Genomic DNA, 21,696 nt, shown 5'->3' with positions numbered 1-21,696 from the left:
GTCCGATGTGTGGCCCACCGCGGAGCGCTTTTGGGTCGTCCGGTTTGCCCCGATCTCGCCGGTCATGGCCCCTCCGCCGCCCACCCCCCGGCGGCCCCGGGCCCGCCACTACAGTTCAATTCTTCTTGGCAGGCGCGGCAGGCGCCGGCACAGCAGCACCCTTGGCGACGCGGATGCCATTGGCTTTCATCCAGGCATCGAACTGATCGGCGCTCATCTTCTGCTCGCCCTGCTGCATCATGAAACGGTAATTGCCCAGTGCATCCTTCTCGGCCACCGGCGTTTCCACCCGCACTTCAATCGGCTTGTCGTCATGCTTGGCGGCCTTCTTGCCCGAAGAAGCGCAACCGGCCAGCACCGCAACCGAAGCCGCTACCAGAACGATGCCAGAGACACGGGAAAGAGCTTGCATGGCAATAACCTCAAGGAATTAGAGTCGCAGTCTAATCCACCATCTAAGCAAGTGCAGCTATTTGCCTGAATTAATTGAAATTAGTCATTTCTGTTTGCATGCCCAGTCTTACTGGCAGCGCCCAGCGCATTCAGTTCCGCCGCGCTCAGTTCACGCCATTGGCCCTTGCCCAGCTCGCCCAGCTGTACCGGCCCAATCGCGACGCGCATCAAGCGCAGCACCTCCAACCCGAGGGCCTTGAGCAGGCGCCGGATATGGCGGTTGCGCCCTTCATCCAGCACCACCTCCAGCCACGCGGTACGTTCGCCATGCCGCAGCAGCTGTACCGAATGCGCCGCCAAGCGTTCGCCGTCGTCCTCGATACCCACCTGCATGCGCACAAGCAGCGCTGCGTCGGGCACAGCATCCACCTGCACCCGGTAGGTTTTCAATGGGCCGGTGCTGGGCTCGGTGAGACGTGCCGCCCATTCCGGGTCATTGCTGAAGAACAGCAGGCCTTCGCTGGCCTTGTCCAGGCGCCCCACTGGTGCCATCCACGGCAATCCGGCGCCTTCAAAGCACTGGTAGACGGTATCGCGGCCCTGCTCGTCCTGCACCGTGGTCACCAGGCCACGCGGCTTGTTCAAGGCCAGGTAAAGGCGGCGCGGCGCGCTCAATGAATGCCCATCCAGCATTACCTGCTGACGACCCGCCACCACCGGGAACTCCGGGTCGCGCACCACCTTGCCATCGACGCTGACGCGACCATCAAGCACCCGCCGAGTCGCCTCGGTGCGCGAGCACACGCCGGCCTTTGACAGCACCCGTGCCAGGCCATGCCGAACCCCGCCTGCGGCAGCGTTGCGAGAAGACGTTGCGTTGTTGGATGCGCGCGAAAGCAAACGCCCGCCGGGCGTTGCGCGGCGGGCGGGCGGGTGACGCGGAGGCTTGGATGACGCCATCAGGTCTGTAGGCAGCCGTTGCCGCCTTACTTGACCTCGGCAGCAGGCTGCGCGGCAGCCGGTGCAGCCGCCGCATCGGTGGCTGCCGGCCGCGCCTTGACCACGCGCACGCCGCGCGCCTTCATCCATGCGTCGAATTCTTCGGCAGTCATGCGCTTGCCGTTCTGGCTCATGTCAAAACGCCACGGCGTATTGTCGAACTCGGTCTGCGGCTTGTAGGCGGTTGGATCGTTGGCATTGATCGCCGGACGCGCCGGGATGGCGTTGGCGACGTTGTTGCAGCTCTCGACACGCAGGCGCATCAGCACGCGGTCGAGCGACTGCTCCTCACCGCCGGCTCCGCTCAATACGCCAGACGGCATGCCCAACTGGCCCGGACGCACGTACAGCTCCGAAGCGACCGGTGCGATCAGCGAGGTGGCCAGCGGCGCCGGCGTCACCGCACTGGCCGAACAATCCACGGCTGCATGGGCGGCAGGCACAGATGCCAGGGCGACAAGACCAGCCAGAGCGATACGCAGCATTGGATTTCCATTCGGCAAGTTAACGCGGCGAGTGTAGGCAGCGCCCGCAGCGCTTTCAACCGTTAAATGCGCGCAAACCGCGATTGCCTGCCAACGTCACACAAATTGCCCGCTGAATTCGCACGGGCAAAAAAACAAGGCCCGGCAGATGCCGGGCCTTGTTCTCAAACTGTAGTACTGAAACCGAAGCGTCCGATTAGTTCTGGACGTTCAGCTCGGTACGACGGTTCTTTGCGCGACCTTCCGGGTTGTCCGAACCATCAGCGTTGGTGTTCGGAGCAATCGGACGGCTCTCGCCGTAGCCGATCGGGCCCTGCAGGCGCGATGCCGACACACCATTGGTGGTCAGGTAGTCGTACACAGCCTTGGCGCGACGCTCGGACAGCTTCTGGTTGTAAGCGTCGGTACCCTTCGAGTCGGTGTGACCGGCAACTTCAACGCGCAGATCCGGGTAACGCTTCAGGATCTCGGTGGCTTCGCTCAGGATCGACACGGCGTCCGGACGCAGGGTGGCCTTGTCGAAGTCGAAGTTCACGCCCTTCAGGTCGATCGAGACCGGCACCGGGCAACCGTCCGGACCAATGGTCTGGCCAGGCTGCGAGGTCGGGCACTTGTCGTCGCAGTTGTTGACGCCGTCGCCGTCGTCATCCAGGTCTGCGCAGCTCGGAGCAACCGGGGTCGGTGCCGGAGCAACAGCAGCGACCGGAGCCGGACCCAGCGGGATCACGACGCCGACCGAAGCCAGCACGTCGCCGAACCAATCTTCCTGCTTGCCGCCAGCGGCGCGCGGAGCAATGCTCTGGTCGTCGAAGTCAGCGCGGTAAGCCAGTTCAGCACGCACAGCGACGCGCTTTTCGAAGGTGGTCTGCAGACCAACGCCGACCTTGGCAGCCAGGTTGCCGTCCTTGCGATCCTTCAGCTCAGCGCCGGACAGGTATTCTTCTTCCGACTTCTGGTAGCCCAGACCTGCCAGCAGGTACGGGTTCCAGCCGCGGCCTTCCTGGATGAAGTGGCGACGCAGGTCCAGCGAAACGCCGTACTGCGACCAGTTCTGGTCCTGGTTGTTGTCGAAGTTCGGGTTCTGATAGTTCAGTTCACCGTCCAGCGACCAGTTCGGGCTGATGAACTTGCCCAGACCCAGCGTGGCGAACGGAGCGTCGTTGGTGCCACGGTCGCCGTCCTGGAAGTTGAAACCGGCCGAACCGGTCAGGTACCAGCGGTCGTCAAATTCCTGAGCCGAAGCGGCCTGGGCGAAAGCCAGACCACCGAGCAGCGCGGCAGTAAGGATCTTCTTGTTCATGAAATACAGCTCCTTGTTTCGGGGGTATGAAACCGGTAGAGGCATGGTCCAGCACAGCGATAATCTTCGTCGCGTTCAGAGACGGCCGTTTCCTCACGCCATCGCGGTGCACATTATGCGCTTGGCCGTGAAGACGATGTTAACAGGCTCGTAACAAATGCAGCGACCACCAGACCCCTACGTGTCCGGCTTGGCGCAACGTATACAGCTTGATCAACGGACGCAAGAGCCAGCTGTCGCAAGGCTTCCGGGGAAAATGCTGCGCCGCAGCTCGTTTCAGATGACAAACCCTTAATAAACGGGGCTTACGCCTCCAGTTACCGCCAGCTGAACCGTTTGCTCGGTATGATGATTTTGCTCCCCCGCAACGGAACTTTTCCGCATGAAAGCAATCGGCCTGACCCGCTACCTTGCCATCGATGATCCGGATGCTCTGCTGGATCTGACCCTACCGGTCCCGGCGGCCCCGCAAGGCCAGGATCTTCTCATTCAGGTTCAAGCAGTTTCTGTTAATCCGGTAGACACGAAACTCCGCGCGCCCAAAACCGGCGAAGAGAATCCGCCACGGATATTGGGCTTTGACGCCGCCGGCACCGTTGTCGCGGTCGGCCCGGAAGTAAGCGCATTTGAAGTCGGCGATGAGGTCTATTACGCGGGCGACGTCACCCGCCCGGGCTGCAACGCCCAGTTGCAGCTGGTCGACGAACGTCTGGTCGGGCGCAAGCCCACAACCTTGGATTTCGCCGAGGCGGCGGCACTGCCACTGACCACGCTTACGGCGTGGGAACTGCTGTTCCAGCGCATGCCCTACCAGTTGGACGGCCGCCGCAATGTCGGCAAGACCTTGTTGATCATCGGCGGCGCAGGTGGCGTCGGTTCGATGGCGATCCAGCTCGGCCGCCACGCCGGCTTCACCGTGGTGGCCACCGCCTCGCGCCCGCAAAGCGTGTCCTGGTGCGAGCAGATGGGCGCGGCGCATGTCATCGACCACCGCCAGCCGTTGGCCGCGCAGCTGCAGGCGCTGGGTATCAACAGCGTGGATGCGGCACTCAACCTGGCCAACACCGATCTGTACTGGCAGCAGCTGGGGGAACTGTTGGCACCACAAGGCCATGTCGGCTTGATCGTCGAGCCTGCCGGTGCGTTGCGCATCGGCGATCCCTATAAAGCCAAGTGCATCGGCATCCATTGGGAATTCATGTTTGCCCGCGCCCGCTTCCGCACTGCCGACATGATCGAGCAGCACCGCATCCTGACCCGCGCTGCCAGCCTGATCGACGCCGGCGAATTGCGGACCACGTTGAGCGAACGCCTTGGCACGATCAACGCCGAGCATCTGCGCCAAGCCCACCGTCAGCTGGAAGCCGGCAGCACCATCGGCAAGCTGGCACTGGAAGGCTGGGACTAGAACCCCCGGCTTCCCCTGCGCCAGCGCGGCACTGCGTCTGGCGCAGGCGTCCCTCCATCGAGGCTGCCCGTCAGCGGCAGCCAGCACCTTGCGGCCCGTCATGTCCTCCTTGCGCCTTGTGTCACGCCTGCTGCAGCTGCTGCTGGGCTTGTTCCTGTTTGGTATCGCCTCCTCGTTGATGATCCGTGCCGGCATCGGCATTGCCCCGTGGGACGTGCTGAGCCAGGGCATCGCCCTGCGCAGTGGCTGGGGCTTCGGCGTGATCACCAATCTGGTCGGTGTCTGCGTCCTGCTGATGTGGCTGCCATTGCGGCAGAAGCCCGGACTGGGCACGGTATTGAACGTACTGCTGATCGGCCCCAGCGCACAGCTCGGCCTGGACCTGCTGCCCGCGGCACAGGGCCTGTGGTGGCAGTTGTTGCTGTTCGCCGCCGGGCTTGTACTGCTGGCCGTGGCCACCGGGCTCTATATCGGTGCGCGTTTCGGGCCGGGCCCGCGCGATGGCCTGATGACCGGACTGCACGCCCGCACCGGTTGGCCGATCTGGAAGGTGCGCACCCTGATCGAAGCCTGCGCGCTGGCGGTGGGCTGGTGGCTGGGCGGCAATGTCGGCTGGGGCACGCTGGCCTTCGCCTTGCTGATCGGGCCCCTGTGCGGCGTCACCCTGCCCTTGTTTGATCGCCAGCCGCGCGCAACGGCCGCTGCCCCGACCGCGTGATCAACGGGGCGCGCCGTCAGCGCCGATTGCGCAATACCTGCTGGCGGATATGCCAGTCACGCAAGGCAACCCAGGCCGCCGCCTGCCGCACCTGCGCAGCACTGACCGGATCCGGCGCTTCGCCCTGAACCTGCAGGTGGCGGGAATCACGCCAGCGGTGCAGGCGCGGCTTGTCCAAGGGGAACAACAGACCGCTGCGGGTATACAGGCGGTCGAACTGCGCCAGCGCCTCCCCACCGTTGGGTGCGGCCTGCCAGAGATTGCGTCCGGTCGCGAAGTAGCGCTGGCCCGGCAACGCCAGTTCCACCAGGGTGGGCAGCAGATCGGCATGGCCGGCCAAGGCCTGGGTATCCGGCACGCTGCCGGCCGGCGCAAAGGCCGGCGGCACGCGTAGCCAGGCGAACACCCGATCCACGTCCACCTGCTCGGCCGGCAGGTCATAACGGTAATGCGAACGCAGATTGTGGTCGCCCGCCATCGCCACGATGGTGCGTTCGCCCAGGGCTTGCTCGCGCAGCTGCTGCAAGAAAGCGCCGAGTTCATCGGCCTGGTACTGATAGGTAGCCAACATTTTCCGCAGCTCGCCCGTATCGGCCAGCGCGCGTGGCCCCAATGCGGCCGGATCCAGCGGGTATTCCCGACGGGGGGTATCCAGGACGTGCGGGGGATGGTTGCTGGTCGTCAGCAGCACCATGAACAAGCGCTCGCCACGGGCATCGGCCTCGCTCAACAAGGTCTGCGCAAAGCGGAACAGCCAAGCGTCATACAGGCCCCATTCGGTACCGCTCGCCTGCGCAAAACGCGCCTTGATGTCGCGCGCGTCGTACACCCGGTCAAAGCCCTGGTTGGGAAGCGCGGTGCCGAGCTCACGCCAATCACTGCCGCCGCCGTAGATGAACACGGTGCGGTAACCCGCGCGCTTGAACGGCAATGCCGCCGAGGTATCGAACGCCAGCCGGGCATTGCTGCCCAGCGCCAGCGGGGTGATCGGCGTGCCCAGTATCAGGTTCTCCAGTTCCGGATGGGTGCCGTTCTGGCCCGCAATGAAATTGTCGAAGCGCTGGCCGGTGGGCAACTCGGCACGCAGGCGGCCGAGCATGTCGTTGTCCTTGCTGTCGGTATACAGCAGGTCCTGGCCGAACGATTCGAGCAGACCCAGCACCACATGCGGTGACTGCGCCAGTCCGCGCGGTTGCCCGGGCGCAACCGGGAACAATGCCGCCTGCAGTGCCTGCGGATCCGCCGACGCCAGTCCCGCCACCTTGGCCGCCTCCCCAAGGTCGGCAAATCCAAGCCGCTTCACGCCTACCAGCGGATCGTTGCCGATGTCCGTCTCCTTGGCGCGCGTACGGGCCGCACGGTAAAGCGTCAGCGGTGCGTTCAGCACAAGCGCGTTGACGAAGGGGTCAGCCGATACCGTCACATCCCTTCGTATCAAGGGGAAGTTGCCGACACTGCCACGTGCCAGCAGGACCAGCAATACACATTGCAGCACCAGCAGCAGGGCGCGCGTCCACCGGCCAGAACCACGCGGCCAGCGCCGTGCCAGCCAGGTGCCGCTGCGTGGAATGGCCCAGTACAGCAGGCCAGCAACCGTCAGCAGGCCCACTACTCCGCGGATCACCGGGTAGTCGTCCCAGACCGTGCCCAGGATCGCCCCGGTGTCGTCCTCGAACATGCCGAATACGATGGGATCGAAGCGCGTCTTATAGAACGCGTAATAGAAGTGCTCACATAGCGAGAGCAGCACGAACAGCAGCAGCACCGCCAACAACAGGTGCTGGGCCAGGCGTACCGCCGCTTCCCGTCGCCCGGCCAGCCAGACCGGAACCGTCAGCAGCCCGACCAGCGCGGCACCGACCGCGCCTGCCACCATGTCATAGCGCATTCCACGGGTCATGGCCGGCCACAGCAGGGCCAGGCCACGCTCACTGCCTGCGTAGTCCCACCACATGAACAGGCGGGCCAGGCCGCCCAGCACGACCATCCCCACCACCAGCATCCAGAGCTGGGGAAACAGCCGCACAACACGTTCTGAAGGGACAACGTTGGAAGGTATTACAGGCATGGAGTTTCCACGGCAGTCAGTCCGTTGCGCGGCGGGGCGGCGCATTGTAAAGACGCTGTAACCCTTTTGGGATGTGTCCAGTGGCGGTTGTGGGGGGCGAAGGATTGAGGCCAGCCGCATTGCCAGTCAGAATGGGCTATTCCATACGCAAGCGTATCCACCATGACGCCAGCCAACGACACCGCCTATCCGCACCTGTTTGCCCCGCTGGACCTGGGTTTCACCCTGCTGCGCAACCGCATCCTGATGGGCTCGATGCATACCGGGCTGGAAGACCACGCGCGCGACTTCCCCAAGCTGGCGGCGTACTTTGGCGAGCGCGCGGCCGGCGGCGCGGCATTGCTGGTGACCGGCGGCTTCGCCCCCAACGTGGTCGGCTGGCTGACCCCGTTCGGCAGCAAGCTGTCCTGGCCTTGGGAAGTCAGCCGCCACCGCCAGGTGACCGCAGCGGTGCACGGCCATGGCGCGAAGATCTGCCTGCAGTTGCTGCATGCCGGCCGCTACGGCTACCACCCGCTGCAGGTGGCACCGTCCAAACGCAAGGCGCCAATCAACCCGTTCACCCCGCGCGCACTGTCGGCCGGTGGCGTCGAGCGCCATATAAGTGATTACGCCCGCGCCGCCCGCTACGCCCGTGATGCCGGCTACGACGGCGTCGAGGTGATGGGCTCGGAAGGCTATCTGATCAATGAGTTCATCGCCCCGCGTACCAACGCCCGCAGCGATGCCTGGGGCGGTGACGCAGCCAGGCGCATGCGCTTTGCGGTGGAGATCGTGCGCCGCATCCGTGAGGCCTGCGGGCCGGACTTCATCATCATCTACCGGCTGTCGCTGGTGGACCTGGTCGAGGATGGCAGCAACTGGCAGGAGATCGTGCAGCAGGCCAAGGCCATCGAAGCAGCCGGCGCCACCTTGATCAACTCCGGCATCGGCTGGCATGAGGCGCGCATCCCCACCATTGCCACCTCGGTGCCGCGCGCCGCTTTCGCCGGTGTCACCGCCAAGCTGAAGCCGCACGTTGGCATCCCGCTGATCGCCACCAACCGCATCAACATGCCGGACGTGGCCGAGGGCATCCTGGCCGGCGGTGGTGCCGACATGGTGTCACTGGCGCGGCCACTATTGGCTGACCCGCAATGGCCGGCCAAGGCCAAGGCCGGCAAGCCCGAGGCGATCAACACCTGCATCGCCTGCAACCAGGCCTGCCTGGACCATGTATTCCAGCAGAAGCGCGCCAGCTGCCTGGTCAACCCGCGCGCCGCGCATGAAACCGAGCTGGTCTACCTGCCGACCAGCGCGCCCAAGCGCGTTGCCGTGGTCGGCGCCGGCCCGGCCGGGCTGGCCTGCGCCACCGTCGCCGCCAGCCGCGGCCACAAGGTGACCCTGTTTGATGCGGCCGACGAGATCGGCGGCCAGTTCAATGTGGCCAAACGCATCCCCGGCAAGGAGGAGTTCCATGAAACCCTGCGCTACTTCCGCCATCAGCTGGCCGAGACCGGAGTCGATGTCCGCTTGAACACCCGCGCCGATGCCGACGCACTCAACGGTTTCGACGAAGTGGTGATCGCCACCGGCATCAGTCCGCGCAAGGTCGATTTCCCGGGTGCCGACCACCCAATGGTCGTCAGCTATCTGGATCTGCTGCTGGGCCGGATCAAGGCCGCCGACAAGGTGGCCATCATCGGTGCCGGCGGCATCGGCTTCGATGTCGGTGAGTTCCTTGTGCATGAAGGCCCGTCACCGGCCCTGGACCCGGCCCGCTGGATGGCCGAATGGGGTGTGGACGCCAGCTTCGAGAGCCGCGGCGCACTGGCCAGGCCACAGCCCGAGGCCCCGGCCCGGAAGGCCTGGCTGCTGCAGCGCAGCCCCGGCAAGCCCGGCGCCAAGCTGGGCAAGACCACCGGCTGGATCCACCGCGCCACACTCAAGGCCAAGGGCGTGAAAATGCTCGGCGGCGTCGAGTACCTGGGCGTGGACGATCGCGGCCTGCGCATCCGCGTGGATGGCCAGGAGCAGCTGCTGGACGTCGGCACCGTGGTGATCTGCGCCGGTCAGGAACCGCGCCGCGAGCTGGCCGACGCCCTGCAGGCCACCGGCCGCAGCGTCCATGTCATCGGTGGCGCGGATGTCGCTGCAGAACTCGACGCCAAGCGGGCAATCGACCAGGGCAGTCGCCTCGCCGCAGCACTTTGAGACAACCCCCCGTCCGATTTTGGACAGCACCGTCGTAGCCCGGGTAAGCGCACGCGCACCCGGGACGATTCGCTCAACGCCCTCATCGATATCAACGCCCCCAATCACGGAAGCACAGCGCTTCCCCGGCGACGCGTTCGATGCAGCAGTCGCCTAGAAATGGGGTAGAACTCTCACTTATTTCGGCGTTGAGCAGCGGATCGACGTGACCCCGATTCACCCCGCCGCTGTGCCCGCATAAACCTGAATACGTGTACCCTCGGCGAAAACAGCCCCTCCAACAAACCTGAATGTCAACAAAGACCGTTCAGGATGAGTTTTGGATTGCCCCCCTACCTTGCGCCAACTTCCGCTCACCCACCAGTTCCGGTGAGCAGGCGCAGCCCTCCCCAATCTGATTGAGGGCTGCCCACGGGGCGGCCCCGATGCCACGGCCGCCTCCCCATAACGCCAAGTCGTCGCTGTCCAGCTCCCCATCGGGGGCAGGCAGGCTGCGGCCCATACGGAGCAAGGAGATTTATGAAACTGGCTTGGATTCTTTGGCTGTCGCAGATGTTGCCGCAGCCAGCAGCCGATTCGTTGTGCTTGAGCACCACCGTCTATCTGGAAGCCCGCGACCAGACCCTCCGCGGCCAGCAGGCCGTGGCCGAAGTCGCCCTGCGGCGGCTGGACAGCGGTCTGTGGGGTGACTCGATGTGCCAGGTGGTGACTGCACGCAAGCAGTTCGCCCCGACCCTGGTCGCCCCCGGCACCCAGCTGCGCAACAACGATGCCTGGGCCGAGGCCGTGGACGTGGCCTTTGCCGCCGAGCGCAACTGGGCCCTGCCCAATGGCCAGCGCAAGGAGATCGTGCCCGGTGCCAGCCACTTCGCCGCGCATGCGATTGCCAGCCCAAGCTGGCGCAATGCCTACCAGGTCGCCACCATCGGCGGACATACCTTCTATAAGGTGCAGTCGTTGAAGCCGCGCGCTTCCTGAGCCGACTGAACGTCTGGCGCACTGTCTGTGCCAGGCATGGACACACTGCGTTACGCGCTTGTGGCCATAATGCCCGGGTCTTTCCCCTCCCGAGGTAGCCCTGATGAAGCTCTATACCAAGCCCGGCGCCTGCTCGCTGGCCGACCATATCGCACTGATCTGGTCCGGCCTGCCGTTCGAGCTGCAGATCGTGGACTACGCCACGATGAAGTCGCCCGAGTACCTGAAGATGAACCCGGCCGGCGCCGTGCCGATGCTGGAAGACGGCGGCTGGATCCTGACCCAGAACGCGGCCATCCTGCATTACATCTGCGACAAGGCCCCGGACGCTGGTCTGGAAGGTGGCAGCGACCCGCGTACACGCGCCGAGGTCAACCGCTGGCTGTCCTTCGTCAACGCCGACCTGCACCCGACCTACTACCCGATCTTCGGCTCGACCAAGTACCTGGAAGACGAGGCGGTCATCGCCCGTACCCAGGAAAACTCGCGGCAGAAACTGACGGCCCTGTACCAGCGCATCAATGACCGTCTGGCCGAGGTCGAATGGCTGGGCGGCACGCCGCGCGCGTCGATTGCCGATGCCTACACCTATGTGACCCTGCGCTGGGCACGTGGGCTGAAGATCGACCTTGCCGGCATGGACGCACTGGACCGCTTCGAGCAGCGCATGCAGGCCGATCCGGCCGTGCAGGCCGCGCTCAAGGCTGAAGGCCTGAGCTGATCCAAGGCATAAGCACTGAACATACACGGGCCGCCGGTTGCATGACCGGCGGCCCGTTGCGTTGGTGGCTTTCCCCCCGCTGCTATCGCGCCGACAAGCGCATCACCAGCCGCGGCCGTTCGCGGTACAGCGCCGGATACTGCTGCTTCAACGCGGCGACCTTGGGCAGATCATTGATGCGGATGTAGGCCGACTCCGGATGCAGGGTCAGGTAGTTCTGGTGATAGTCCTCGGCCGCATGAAACACCTTGCCACCGTCGACCTGGGTGACCAGTGGTGCGACGAACACCTTGCTGCGCTGCAGTTGCGCGATGTAAGCGCGCGCCGCATCACGCTGCGCGGCATCATCGGCATAGATGGCCGAACGGTACTGGCTGCCATGGTCCGGCCCCTGCCGGTTGAGCTGGGTCGGGTCGTGCACCACCGAGAAGAACACCTGCAGCAGCTGTCCGTAGCTGACCTGCGAGGGGTCGTAGCTGACCTGCACGGCTTCGGCATGGCCGCTGCCGCCACTGCTCACCCGCGTATACGTGGCATCGGCAGCGCTGCCACCGATGTAACCGGACACCGCGTTGTCCACGCCGGTGATGTGCTGGAACACGCCCTGCACACCCCAGAAGCAGCCGCCGGCAAACACCACCTTTGCCTGTTTGACGCCGGCTTGCTGCAGGTCAGCTGCGCCAGTCGGTGCAGGCAGCCTGATCGACACCGGCGCTACCGGCGCGGCCTGCACCGAACGATCCATGCTGAACACCGCAGCCAGCAGCAATCCGGCAACCATCGCCGCGATGCCGCCGGCGACCAGCTTGTCCGTGGCGATTCTCATCACGTGTCTCCTCGCTTCAACCGAAAGTGAAGGCATAGGCGCGCACGCCCGGATCGAGGAACTCGATCTCGAATGTGCGTTCGCGCACGTCGCCGTTCTGGCGGATCAATTGGTACAGGCGGTTCTGGTCCACCATGCCCTCGCCCTGCGCGGATACGTCGCTGCCAGCCGCCGCGTCCGGCGCCTGACCATCAATACGCACGCGGAAGCGCACCGGCCGCGCCGGGTCCTGCGGCGCCAGCACCAGATGCAGGTCACGCGCATGGAAGCGGAACGCAATACGCCCGCCCGCCTGTTCCAGCTGTGCATCTTCCTCGCCGATGCGCCACTGCCCGCCCAGCGCCCATTGATTGAGCTGCAACTGCATCGGCACGGTGTACGCGGCGACCTGCCCGGCGTGCATGCCGCCCGGCGAGGCGAAGTGCTCGGCGCGGCCATGGCCGATGTAGGTTTCCGGCGACTTCAAACTGCTCATGTCCGCCTGCCGCTCGACGCCATTAGCGGCCATGCGCATCGCCGGTGCCGTGTCACCCGGCAAGCTGTTGCCGGCTTCGCGCAGCAGCTGACGGATGATCTGTTCGGACTGCGCGTAGTTGCCCTCGCCGAAATGATGGGCGCGGATGCGTCCCTGCGCATCGATGAAATAATGCGCCGGCCAGTACTGGTTGTTGAAGCCCCGCCAGATCGCGAAATCATTGTCGATGGCGACCGGGTAAGTGACCTTCAGGTCCGTCACCGCGCGCTGCACATTGCGCAGATCGCGTTCAAAGGCGAACTCCGGCGCATGCACGCCGATCACCACCAGCCCATGATCCTTGTAGCGCTCGGCCCAGTCGCGCACATAGGGCATGGCACGCAGGCAGTTGATGCAGGAATAGGTCCAGAAATCGACGAGCACCACCTTGCCGCGCAACTGCTGCGCATCCAGCGGCGGGCTGTTCAACCAGCCGGTGGCACCCGCCAGCGACGGCAGCTCGCCTTCCACCGGCAGGCTGGCATCGCCCTTGGCGTCGCCCGCCATCATCATCATCGCCGGGCCTGCAGCGGGTCGTTGCGCAGGCAGCGCATCCAGCAACTGCTGCTCCAGCCTGGCCGTGCTGACCGTGGACAGCCGCGTCAGCAGGCCGGTGTCCCAGCCCATCGCGATTGCCAGCACCGCCAGCAGCGCGGCAATGCCCAAACCACGACGAATCCATTCGCCCACCCCCAGCCGCTGCTTCAAGGCGGTGAATACGCGCCCGCCTATCCACACCGCCAGCGCCAGCGAAGTCGCTGCGCCCAGCGCATAGGCCAGCAGCAGGCCGGTCGTACCGACATTTGCCCCCTGCAGCGCCGCGCCAGTCAGGATCAGGCCAAGGATCGGCCCAGCGCAGGGTGCCCACAGCAGGCCGGTGGCAACACCGATCAGCAGCGAGCTCAGCACGCCGCCCTGCCCGGCATCGGCGGCTGCGCCCAGACGCGCGCCCAGACGCTGCAGCGGCGCCAGCAGCCGGTCTGCCAACGCCGGCCACAGCAGCGCGACGGCGAACAGTGCCATCACCACCAGCGCGATCCAGCGCCCGATCTGGTTGGCCTGCACCACCCACTGACTGCCTACCGCCGCCAGGCTGGCGACCACCGCGAACATCAACGCCATGCCGACCAGCAGTGGCAACCCACTACGCAGGAACGGACGGTCCGCACGCGCGAACACAAACGGCAGCACCGGCAGGATGCAGGGGCTGAGCAGGGTGAGTACACCGCCGAGATAGGCCAGTACCAACAGGAGCATGGAAACGTCCTTCTTGAATGAGGGAAGCGGCGCTCAGGCCGCGACGAATTGCAGGGCCACGCCGTTCATGCAGTAGCGCAGGCCGGTCGGACGCGGGCCGTCTTCGAAGACATGGCCCAGATGGCCACCACAGCGCCGGCAATGCACCGCCACCCGGGTCATGCCATAGGAGGTATCGCGGTCCTCGCCTACCGCGCCATGCAGCGGTGCCCAGAAACTGGGCCAGCCGGTACCGCTGTCGAACTTGGTGGCCGAGGAGAACAGCGGCAGCGCGCAGCCCGCACAGTTGAAGGTGCCACGCCGGTGCTCGTTGTTGAGCGGGCTGCTGAAGGCCCGCTCGGTGCCCTGCTGGCGCAGCACCGCGTATTGCGCGGGGGTAAGCTGCTGGCGCCATTGGGCGTCGCTGCGCATCACCTCGAACACGGCACCGCGCGCGGGTGCTGCCGGTGCCGGACCGTTGCAGGCAGTCAGGCCCAGCACGCCAGCAGCGGCGGCCATGCCACCGATACCGAGCAGCTTGCGACGGGTGAGCGACATGGACGTTCTCCAGCCAGGGACGATGTGGCCATGCTGCGCCCGGGCAGGTCAAGGAATCCTCACGCAGAGTTAAATTCTTCGTGACACATCCGCGCGCCGGTCCAAGCACAATGCCAGTCATCCCCAACGACCGCAGGCGTCGATGAGCAGCAGCAAACGCATCCTGATCGTCGAAGACGATGTCCACATCGCCAACCTGCTGCGCATGCACCTGCGTGACGAAGGCTATGAGGTCACCCATGCGGCCAGCGGTGATGAAGGCGTGCGCCTGCTGGAAAGCGGGCAATGGGATGCGCTGGTGCTGGACCTTATGCTGCCTGGCGTGGACGGCCTGGAAATCTGCCGTCGCGCCCGTGCAATGACGCGCTACACGCCGATCATCATCACCAGCGCGCGCGCCAGCGAACTGCACCGCATCCTCGGTCTGGAACTGGGTGCCGACGACTACCTGGCCAAACCGTTCTCGATGCTGGAGCTGGTAGCGCGGGTAAAGGCCTTGTTGCGGCGGGTCGAAGCGATGGCGCAGAACGCACGCATCGATGCTGGCGCGATCGAAGTTGCCGGCCTGCGCATCGACCCGGTCGCACGCACCGCGTTGGTTGAAGGACGCCCGCTGGAACTCACCCCGCGCGAATTCGACCTGCTGTATTTCTTCGCCCGTCATCCCGACCAGGTGTACTCGCGGATGGAGCTGCTCAACCAGGTCTGGGGCCACCAGCATGATGGCTACGAACACACCGTCAACACCCACATCAATCGGCTACGCAACAAGATCGAACACGACCCGGCGGCGCCCAAGCGCATTCTCACGGTGTGGGGACGTGGCTACAAACTGGCGAGCGACGACGGGAGCACGACATGAACCGGCTGACGCTTTCGCAGCGCCTGACGCTGGTGTTCTGCGCGTTGCTGTTGATCTGCTGCGGCGCGCTGGCCTGGATACAGATGCGCAGCAACCGCATGCACGAGCAGGAAACCGTGCAGCGCCTGTCACGCGGTCTGGCCGAGCACATCGCCCGCAGCGGCGAGCTGATGGATGCACGCGGCATCCGCGACGGCGAAGTACGCGCGCTGTTCGGCAAGCTGATGTCGGTCAATCCCAGCGTCGAGGTCTATCTGCTGGATGACGAAGGCCGCATCCTCGGCCATGACGCGCCGGAAGGCCACCTCAAGCGGGACCGCGTCGACCTGGCACCGGTGCAGGCACTGCTCAACGGCGGAAAACTGCCGATCTTCGGCGACGACCCGCGCAGCAGCAGCGGCCGCAAGGTATTCAACGCCGCCCCGCTGTGGGTACAGGGCCGCCAGGTCGGCTACATCTATGTGGTGCTGGTCGGCGAGCAACGTGAAGCACTGGCTGCTGACATCGCTGCCAATAGCAATCTGCGCACCACGCTATGGTCGCTGGCGATCGTCGCGGTGATCGGGCTGCTGGCCGGGGTGATCGCGTTTCGCTGGGTGACCCGGCCACTACGCCAGCTTACCCGTCGCATCCAATCCTTCGACGTGGACAGCGCCGACCCGCGCCTGCCCTCGCCGCCAACGCCACTGCGTGCCGGGGAGCGCGACGAGCTGAGCATCCTGCAGCACAGCTTTGCCCATCTCAGCCAGCGTGTCAGCGAGCAATGGCAGCAGCTGCGGCAGCAGGACCTGCAGCGTCGCGAACTGGTCGCCAACCTGTCGCATGACCTGCGCACGCCGCTGTCGTCATTGCATGGCTATCTGGAAACCCTCGCGCTCAAGGACGCCAGCCTCAGCGCCGATGAGCGCCAACGCTACCTGGCCATCGCCCTGTCGCAGAGCCACAAGGTTGGTCGGCTTGCACAGGCCTTGTTCGAACTTGCACGACTGGAACACGGCGGTGTGGTGCTGGAGCTGCAGGCGTTCTCGCTGCCGGATCTGGTCCAGGACGTCTTCCAGAAATTCGAACTGGCCGCGCAGTCACGCCAGCAGCAACTCGATGCGGTGATTCCCGTTGGCCTGCCACCGGTGGAAGCCGACCTCGGCCTGATCGAGCGGGTGCTGACCAACCTGCTGGACAACGCGATCCGGCATACACCGGCTGGCGGCCGCATCACGGTGGCGTTGCGCGCGCTCGATGGCGATGTGCAGGTCAGCGTGTCCGATACCGGCCCAGGCATTCCCGCAGCACGCCGCGATCAATTGTTCAGCACGCTACCGGCGCTGGGCAGCCAGCGACCGGACAGTGGTGGCCTGGGCTTGTTGATCGTGCACCGCATCCTGCAGCTGCACCATCGTCAGATCCGTCTGCTCGACAGCGACGATGGCGCGGTATTCGCGTTTGGCTTGCCCACGGCACGCCCGCGCTGACGCGGCAGCACAATGCCTGCCGCAAAGGTCGCGGGATTATCCGATCTCGCGGATCGGATTCCCTTGCCCGTCTCGCAGCAACGTCGGCCGTACCTCGATCTGCAGCTGGCCCGTGGCTAGCGGATAGAGCCCGCGCTCGGCGCGCACGCTATCCAGCATCGCCTGCAGGCTGGCATCGGAGAGCACACAGCGCGCACTGTCATCGTCGCTCTGCATGTCGTCGCTCAGTCCAGGTTCGAACCGCCACTGGCGGTCCTTGCCAAGCAGCACCAGGGCCTTGTCGTGATGCAGCCGCAGCGGCAGCAGTTCCAGCACGCTGGGCACCTGCCCTGCACCCAGCACCAGGGTGGTGACTGCACCTTCAACCGACCAGTCCAGTGTTTCCACAAACAACATGCCGGTACTGGAGCCTTCGCGCTGGCTGCCTACGTCCAGCTGCGCGGCAATGGCGGGATCGCGCAGCAATGAATCGCGCTCCAGCTCGGTGATCCACAGCGGCATCGCCGGCTCCAGCACGGCCAGTACGCCGAGCGTGGACCAGCGTCTGATCGCTGCCATCTCGTCGTCGGTCACCCCTACCAGCTGCAGGAAATTGAGGCGGCCATTGGCGGTATTGATGGCCGGCAACTGCGGGTCGGCGACAAAGGCCAGGTGCCGCAGCCGGGTATCAGTATCCAGCGCGATCGGGCCATTGGCGTCGAGATGGTGCCCCGCCTCGAACACGTTGCCGCTGTTGAAGACGTAGCGCGCAAGGTTCTGCATCAGGTTCATCGGCCACGCCGGCGGCTCGCCGCTTTTGCCGTCGCCTGCCTGTGCAGCAAGCCGGAACGTCAGCTCGAAACCGAAGCCGCTCTCCTGTGGGTCATCGCTCTGCTTGTCGTACAGCTCGGAAAATCCGTAGCTGACGTAGTGCCAATGTGGACGCGGCGACTCGCTCCAATAGACGCTGATGCCGTCCAACGGATCGTTGCCGCCCAGCGTATGCGACAGCAGCGTGCCGAAATGTCGCGGCTCCTGCTCCGGGTACAGCACCGCCATTGCGGCGTTGATCGCGTCCCAACCCGCAGTGCTGATATCGCCGCTGCTTTCCTGCGCCATGCATGGCACTCCCATGGTGAACTGGACTCCATGATAGTGCCATGCACGGCCACAGCCGCTTGCTGCCCCAGGCCGTCACGGTGATACGGCGGCGTGCAGCGACGCCGCCGTCTTCAACCCACAACCAGTGCGCGCGTTTCTTCCAACCAGCGGCTGGCAAATGCCGGGCTCTTGGCCTTGCCCAGCGCGGTGGCCAGTTCCGGCCACAGCTGTTCCAGACTGACTGCCGTCTTGCTGCGGTCTATCTTCAACTGGATCAGATAGCCCTTCAGGCCCAGGTGTTTGCGCACCGATTCGGCCATCCAGTCACGCAGCTGCTGGTAGCGCAGCGGGTCATCGCCCAACTGCGTGGTCATCGGCAACGTCGGTGCCTTGTCAGCGCTGCCGGCAATCGCTTCGATCAGCTGCTGGGCAGCCAGTTGCAGCAACACATCGTCCGGCGCGCGCAGGCCCTGCGCCATCTGCAGCAATTCACGTTCATCGCGCTGGCCGTCCACCAGCAGCAGCACCGAACGCAAGGCCGGTGCCAGCCTCAGTCCACGGTTCTCGATCTCCAGGCGGCCAGCGGCCGTCTTGGCATAGATGAATGCCATTCCCCCCTCCCTCTTTTGTGCATCGCAATACGGTACGCGCGCATCGTTCGGGAGCCCCCGCTCCCGAACCCGCAGCAATCTCTGCCTGCGTACCGCCCCCTTTGCGAGCACCGCCACACCCCGGCCCGGTGGCCTGGTTGCGCGCTATTTCCCCAGCGCGCGGCGGATTTCCTCCAGGGCGCCCGGGTCGTCGAGTGTCGACAGGTCGCCCGGGTCGCGCTGCTCCGCCAATGCCTGCAGTGAACGCCTCAGCAGCTTACCCGAACGGGTCTTGGGAAGCGCGCTGACGATATGTACCTGCGCCGGGCGTGCCACGGCGCCCAGCGAGCCTGTGACCTGCTGCACCATCTCCGCCGCCAGATGCTCGGCAACATCGTTCGGCTGGGCGTGCTTCAAGGTCACGAAAACCAGCGGCACCTGCCCTTTCAGCTCATCGTGCACACCAATCACCGCCGCCTCGGCAACCCGCGGATGGGCGGAGATGGCCTCCTCGATCTCGCGCGTTCCCAGGCGGTGCCCGGCCACATTGATCACGTCATCGGTGCGGCCGAGGATGAAGGTATAGCCGTCGTCATCGCGGATGGCCCAGTCCAGCGAGCTGTACAGCAGCTCCTTGAAGTGGCTGAAATAGCTTTTCAGGAAGCGTTCGTCATCGTTCCAGACCGTGCTCATGCAGCCCGGCGGCAATGGTGGCTGGATCACCAGCACGCCCTTCTGCCCGGCCGGCACCTCGACGCCGGTCTGCTCGTCGATCACCTTCATCCTGTAACCAAGATTCGGAAATCCTGGCGAGCCGAACTTCACCGGCTTCATCTCCAACCCCGGCAACAAGGTCAGTGCCGGCCAGCCGGTTTCGGTCTGCCAGTAGTTGTCGATGACCGGTTTGTGCAACGCCCCGGTGATCCACTTCGCAGTCGGCTCGTCCAACGGCTCGCCGGCCAGGAACAGGTACTTCAGCTCGGACAGGTCGTGCCGATCGATGAAGTCCACGTCATGCTTCTTCAGCACCCGGATCGCGGTGGGCGAGGAAAACATCGTGCGCACGCCGTATTGCTCGCACAACGCCCACCAGATACCGGCATCGGGATTGATCGGCAGCCCTTCGTACAGCAGCGAGGTGCAGCCACCGATCAACGGACCATAGACGTTATAGGAATGGCCCACCGCCCAGCCGACATCGGAGGTGGAGAACATCACCTGCCCCGGCGCGCAGTCGAACACGGTGCGCATCGACTGCGCCATCGCCACCGCATAGCCACCCACATCGCGCTGCACGCCCTTGGGTTTGCCGGTGGTGCCGGAGGTATACAGCAGGTAGCTAGGCTCATTGGACTCCAGCCATCGCACCGGCACCTCGACATCACCGACCTGCGCACGCAGCTGTGCGTAGTCTTCGTCGCGGCCGGCGATGCGCGGCTCGGCTGCATCCAGACCGCGCGAGACGATCAATACCTTGGGTGGCGGCGTAGTGGCTTCAGCGCAGGCAGCATCGACCATCGCCTTGTACGGAATGACCTTGCCACCGCGCATGCCAGCATCGGCCGCGATCAGCAGTTTGGGCTTTGCGTCATCGATGCGCAGCGCCAGGTTGTGCGCGGCAAAGCCGCCGAACACGACGGAGTGCACCGCACCGATGCGCGCGCAGGCCAGCATCGCGAACACCGCCTCGGCCATGTTCGGCATGTAGATGACGACGCGATCACCGCGGCCGACATCGAGCTTGAGCAGCACCGCGGCGAAGGCATTCACTTCGCGATACAGATCGCGGTAAGTCAGTTCGCGGGTGACGTTGGTTTCGGTGGAGATGGCCACCAGCGCCAACTGCTCGGCGCGCTCGGCCAGATGCCGATCTACCGCGTTGTAGCAGAGGTTGGTTTCGCCACCGACGAACCAGCGCCGGAATGGTGGATTGGAGTAGTCCAGGATCCGCTGCGGCGGACGATGCCAGTGGATCGCCTTGGCTTCTTCAGCCCAGAACGCTTCTGGTTCTTCAATGGAACGGCGGTAGATCTGCTCGTACTGCACGACACCCTCCGGCAACTCCCTGACTGTGTGCCGAGCATAGTCCGGAGGATGGGGAGGACTCCTTGCGACGATGGTCTTAAGACCAAAGGCTCGGGGGCGGAAATTTCGGGACTATGGGCCTTGGGCGACGAGCCAAAAGCTAAAAGCTAAAAGCTTGCCCTCACCCCAACCCCTCTCCCGCTAGCGGGAGAGGGGCTAGTGCACTGGCAGCCTACGCATTACTAGCCCCTCTCCCGTCTACGGGAGAGGGGTTGGGGCGAGGGGAAGCTTCCAGCAAGAACAGCCTCCGCCTTAGAAAGGACACTCAGAAACAAACTCCAAAGGCACACCACTCAGCGGATGCACAAACCCCAGCCGTCGCGCATGCAGGCAAACCCGCGACGCGGGCTGCGCGTCATACATCACGTCACCCGCGATCGGATGACCAATGCTTGCCAGATGCAAGCGCAGCTGATGGCTGCGCCCGGTCACCGGCTCCAGCTCGACCCGCGTGGTCTGCGCAGCGACATCGCGCGCCAGCACCCGCCAACGCGTCAGCGACGGTTTGCCCAGTTCAAAGCTCACCATCTGCTTTGGCCGGTTCGGCCAATCACAGATCAGCGGCAGATCAATCTCGCCGGATTCACCCTCGACCAATCCCTGCACCAGCGCTTCATAGCGCTTGCTGACCTGGCGCTGCTCAAACTGCTTGGACAAGGCAATCTGCATCGCCTTGCCCCGCGCATACAACATCAGCCCCGAGGTCACCTGATCCAGTCGATGCACGGTCAACGCATCGGGATAGTCACGCTGCAAACGCGATACGACGCAATCCTGGTTCTCCGGCAAGCGCCCGGGCACGGACAGCACCCCGGCCGGCTTCTCCGCCACCAGCAGCGCCTCGTCGATGTAGTGCAACGCGATCTTGTCAGTCATATCCAAGAGAAAAATGTAGTGCCGAGCCATGCTCGGCAGAGGCCTTACCGATAGACCGTCAATCCGGCAAAAAGCTTACCCCTCCCCAGCCCTCCCCTTCGCTGCGCGAAAGGGAGGGAGCGTAGTGCCGAGCCATGCTCGGCAGAGGCCTTACCGATAGACCGTCAATCCGGCAAAAAGCTTACCCTCCCCAGCCCTCCCCTTCGCTGCGCGAAAGGGAGGGAGCGTAGTGCCGAGCCATGCTCGGCAGAGGCCTTACCGATAGACCGTCAATCCGGCAAAAAGCTTACCCCTCCCCAGCCCTCCCCTTCGCTGCGCGAAAGGGAGGGAGCGTAGT

General features: G+C 64.9%; 19 protein-coding genes. 7 read left to right on the top strand and 12 right to left on the bottom strand.

The annotated features are described in order from the left end of the window. Nucleotides 1-115 precede the first annotated feature (115 nt). The 4 genes from AC1VXC_RS18630 to AC1VXC_RS18615 all read right to left on the bottom strand — a co-directional run bounded on the left by AC1VXC_RS18630 (nucleotide 116) and on the right by AC1VXC_RS18615 (nucleotide 3,177). Complete coding sequence (locus tag AC1VXC_RS18630) at nucleotides 116-412, bottom strand: hypothetical protein (RefSeq protein WP_313494628.1); 297 nt, start codon at nucleotides 410-412, stop codon at nucleotides 116-118. Nucleotides 413-492: 80 nt separating this feature from the next. Continuing rightward, complete coding sequence (locus AC1VXC_RS18625) at nucleotides 493-1,353, bottom strand: pseudouridine synthase (RefSeq protein ID WP_481539348.1); 861 nt, start codon at nucleotides 1,351-1,353, stop codon at nucleotides 493-495. Nucleotides 1,354-1,379: 26 nt separating this feature from the next. Next, entirely contained in the window at nucleotides 1,380-1,877 is a 498-nt protein-coding gene (locus AC1VXC_RS18620) for a hypothetical protein (RefSeq protein ID WP_481528905.1), read from the bottom strand. Nucleotides 1,878-2,073: 196 nt separating this feature from the next. Beyond that, nucleotides 2,074-3,177, bottom strand: coding sequence for an OmpA family protein (locus tag AC1VXC_RS18615; RefSeq protein WP_313173769.1), 1,104 nt, complete (start codon nucleotides 3,175-3,177; stop codon nucleotides 2,074-2,076). A 382-nt stretch (nucleotides 3,178-3,559) separates the two neighbouring features. On the opposite strand from AC1VXC_RS18615, the gene AC1VXC_RS18610 reads away from it, so the two are divergent. Together AC1VXC_RS18610 and yczE are read left to right on the top strand one after the other, a co-directional pair. Next, nucleotides 3,560-4,585, top strand: coding sequence for a zinc-binding alcohol dehydrogenase family protein (locus tag AC1VXC_RS18610; protein WP_313173768.1), 1,026 nt, complete (start codon nucleotides 3,560-3,562; stop codon nucleotides 4,583-4,585). Between the two features lie 100 nt (nucleotides 4,586-4,685). Further along, nucleotides 4,686-5,303 (top strand): membrane protein YczE, encoded by a 618-nt coding sequence (gene yczE / locus AC1VXC_RS18605; protein WP_313173767.1) that lies wholly within the window; start codon nucleotides 4,686-4,688, stop codon nucleotides 5,301-5,303. 16 nt (nucleotides 5,304-5,319) lie between these two features. On the opposite strand, the gene AC1VXC_RS18600 is transcribed toward yczE, so the two are convergent. Further along, complete coding sequence (locus tag AC1VXC_RS18600; RefSeq protein WP_313173766.1) at nucleotides 5,320-7,329, bottom strand: LTA synthase family protein; 2,010 nt, start codon at nucleotides 7,327-7,329, stop codon at nucleotides 5,320-5,322. 204 nt (nucleotides 7,330-7,533) lie between these two features. Here AC1VXC_RS18600 and AC1VXC_RS18595 point away from each other — a divergent pair, with 204 nt between their 5' ends. From AC1VXC_RS18595 to AC1VXC_RS18585, 3 genes are all read left to right on the top strand, one after another. Continuing rightward, nucleotides 7,534-9,564, top strand: a complete 2,031-nt coding sequence (locus AC1VXC_RS18595) for a 2,4-dienoyl-CoA reductase FMN-binding domain-containing protein (protein ID WP_481539349.1) — start codon at nucleotides 7,534-7,536, stop codon at nucleotides 9,562-9,564. A gap of 519 nt (nucleotides 9,565-10,083) precedes the next feature. After that, on the top strand, nucleotides 10,084-10,542 hold the full coding sequence (locus tag AC1VXC_RS18590; RefSeq protein WP_057629626.1) for a cell wall hydrolase: 459 nt from the start codon (nucleotides 10,084-10,086) through the stop codon (nucleotides 10,540-10,542). Between the two features lie 103 nt (nucleotides 10,543-10,645). Then, on the top strand, nucleotides 10,646-11,263 hold the full coding sequence (locus AC1VXC_RS18585) for a glutathione S-transferase N-terminal domain-containing protein (protein ID WP_313173764.1): 618 nt from the start codon (nucleotides 10,646-10,648) through the stop codon (nucleotides 11,261-11,263). Between the two features lie 82 nt (nucleotides 11,264-11,345). Here AC1VXC_RS18585 and msrA read toward each other — a convergent pair whose 3' ends face one another. Genes msrA through msrB form a run of 3 tightly spaced genes read right to left on the bottom strand, consistent with a single transcriptional unit; the run spans nucleotide 11,346 to nucleotide 14,397 of the window. After that, nucleotides 11,346-12,089: a peptide-methionine (S)-S-oxide reductase MsrA gene (msrA, locus tag AC1VXC_RS18580; protein WP_313173763.1), complete on the bottom strand. Its 744-nt coding sequence runs from the start codon at nucleotides 12,087-12,089 to the stop codon at nucleotides 11,346-11,348. A gap of 16 nt (nucleotides 12,090-12,105) precedes the next feature. Beyond that, complete coding sequence (locus AC1VXC_RS18575) at nucleotides 12,106-13,860, bottom strand: cytochrome c biogenesis protein DipZ (protein WP_481539350.1); 1,755 nt, start codon at nucleotides 13,858-13,860, stop codon at nucleotides 12,106-12,108. 33 nt (nucleotides 13,861-13,893) lie between these two features. Further along, on the bottom strand, nucleotides 13,894-14,397 hold the full coding sequence (gene msrB, locus AC1VXC_RS18570) for a peptide-methionine (R)-S-oxide reductase MsrB (RefSeq protein ID WP_313494623.1): 504 nt from the start codon (nucleotides 14,395-14,397) through the stop codon (nucleotides 13,894-13,896). Nucleotides 14,398-14,539: 142 nt separating this feature from the next. Between msrB and AC1VXC_RS18565 the strand changes: the two genes are divergently transcribed. Further along, on the top strand, nucleotides 14,540-15,259 hold the full coding sequence (locus AC1VXC_RS18565) for a response regulator transcription factor (protein WP_313494622.1): 720 nt from the start codon (nucleotides 14,540-14,542) through the stop codon (nucleotides 15,257-15,259). Next, the gene (locus AC1VXC_RS18560) at nucleotides 15,256-16,728 is read left to right on the top strand and encodes a sensor histidine kinase (RefSeq protein WP_481539351.1); all 1,473 of its coding nucleotides are present in this window, start codon (nucleotides 15,256-15,258) and stop codon (nucleotides 16,726-16,728) included. The genes AC1VXC_RS18565 and AC1VXC_RS18560 overlap by 4 nt, the downstream gene beginning before the upstream one ends. Before the next feature lie 36 nt (nucleotides 16,729-16,764). Here AC1VXC_RS18560 and AC1VXC_RS18555 read toward each other — a convergent pair whose 3' ends face one another. From AC1VXC_RS18555 to AC1VXC_RS18540, 4 genes are all read right to left on the bottom strand, one after another. Then, nucleotides 16,765-17,826 (bottom strand): suppressor of fused domain protein, encoded by a 1,062-nt coding sequence (locus tag AC1VXC_RS18555; protein ID WP_481539352.1) that lies wholly within the window; start codon nucleotides 17,824-17,826, stop codon nucleotides 16,765-16,767. A 113-nt stretch (nucleotides 17,827-17,939) separates the two neighbouring features. After that, complete coding sequence (locus AC1VXC_RS18550; protein WP_313173757.1) at nucleotides 17,940-18,419, bottom strand: hypothetical protein; 480 nt, start codon at nucleotides 18,417-18,419, stop codon at nucleotides 17,940-17,942. 144 nt (nucleotides 18,420-18,563) lie between these two features. Continuing rightward, nucleotides 18,564-20,444, bottom strand: a complete 1,881-nt coding sequence (gene prpE, locus AC1VXC_RS18545; RefSeq protein ID WP_313173756.1) for a propionate--CoA ligase — start codon at nucleotides 20,442-20,444, stop codon at nucleotides 18,564-18,566. 291 nt (nucleotides 20,445-20,735) lie between these two features. Beyond that, nucleotides 20,736-21,359: an RluA family pseudouridine synthase gene (locus AC1VXC_RS18540; RefSeq protein ID WP_313173814.1), complete on the bottom strand. Its 624-nt coding sequence runs from the start codon at nucleotides 21,357-21,359 to the stop codon at nucleotides 20,736-20,738. Nucleotides 21,360-21,696: the final 337 nt, after the last annotated feature.

The sequence above is a fragment of the Stenotrophomonas sp. STEN033 genome (genome assembly GCF_056856655.1).
Note: the sequence above shows the minus strand (reverse complement) of the source record. Positions and strands in the feature narration are given on the sequence as shown.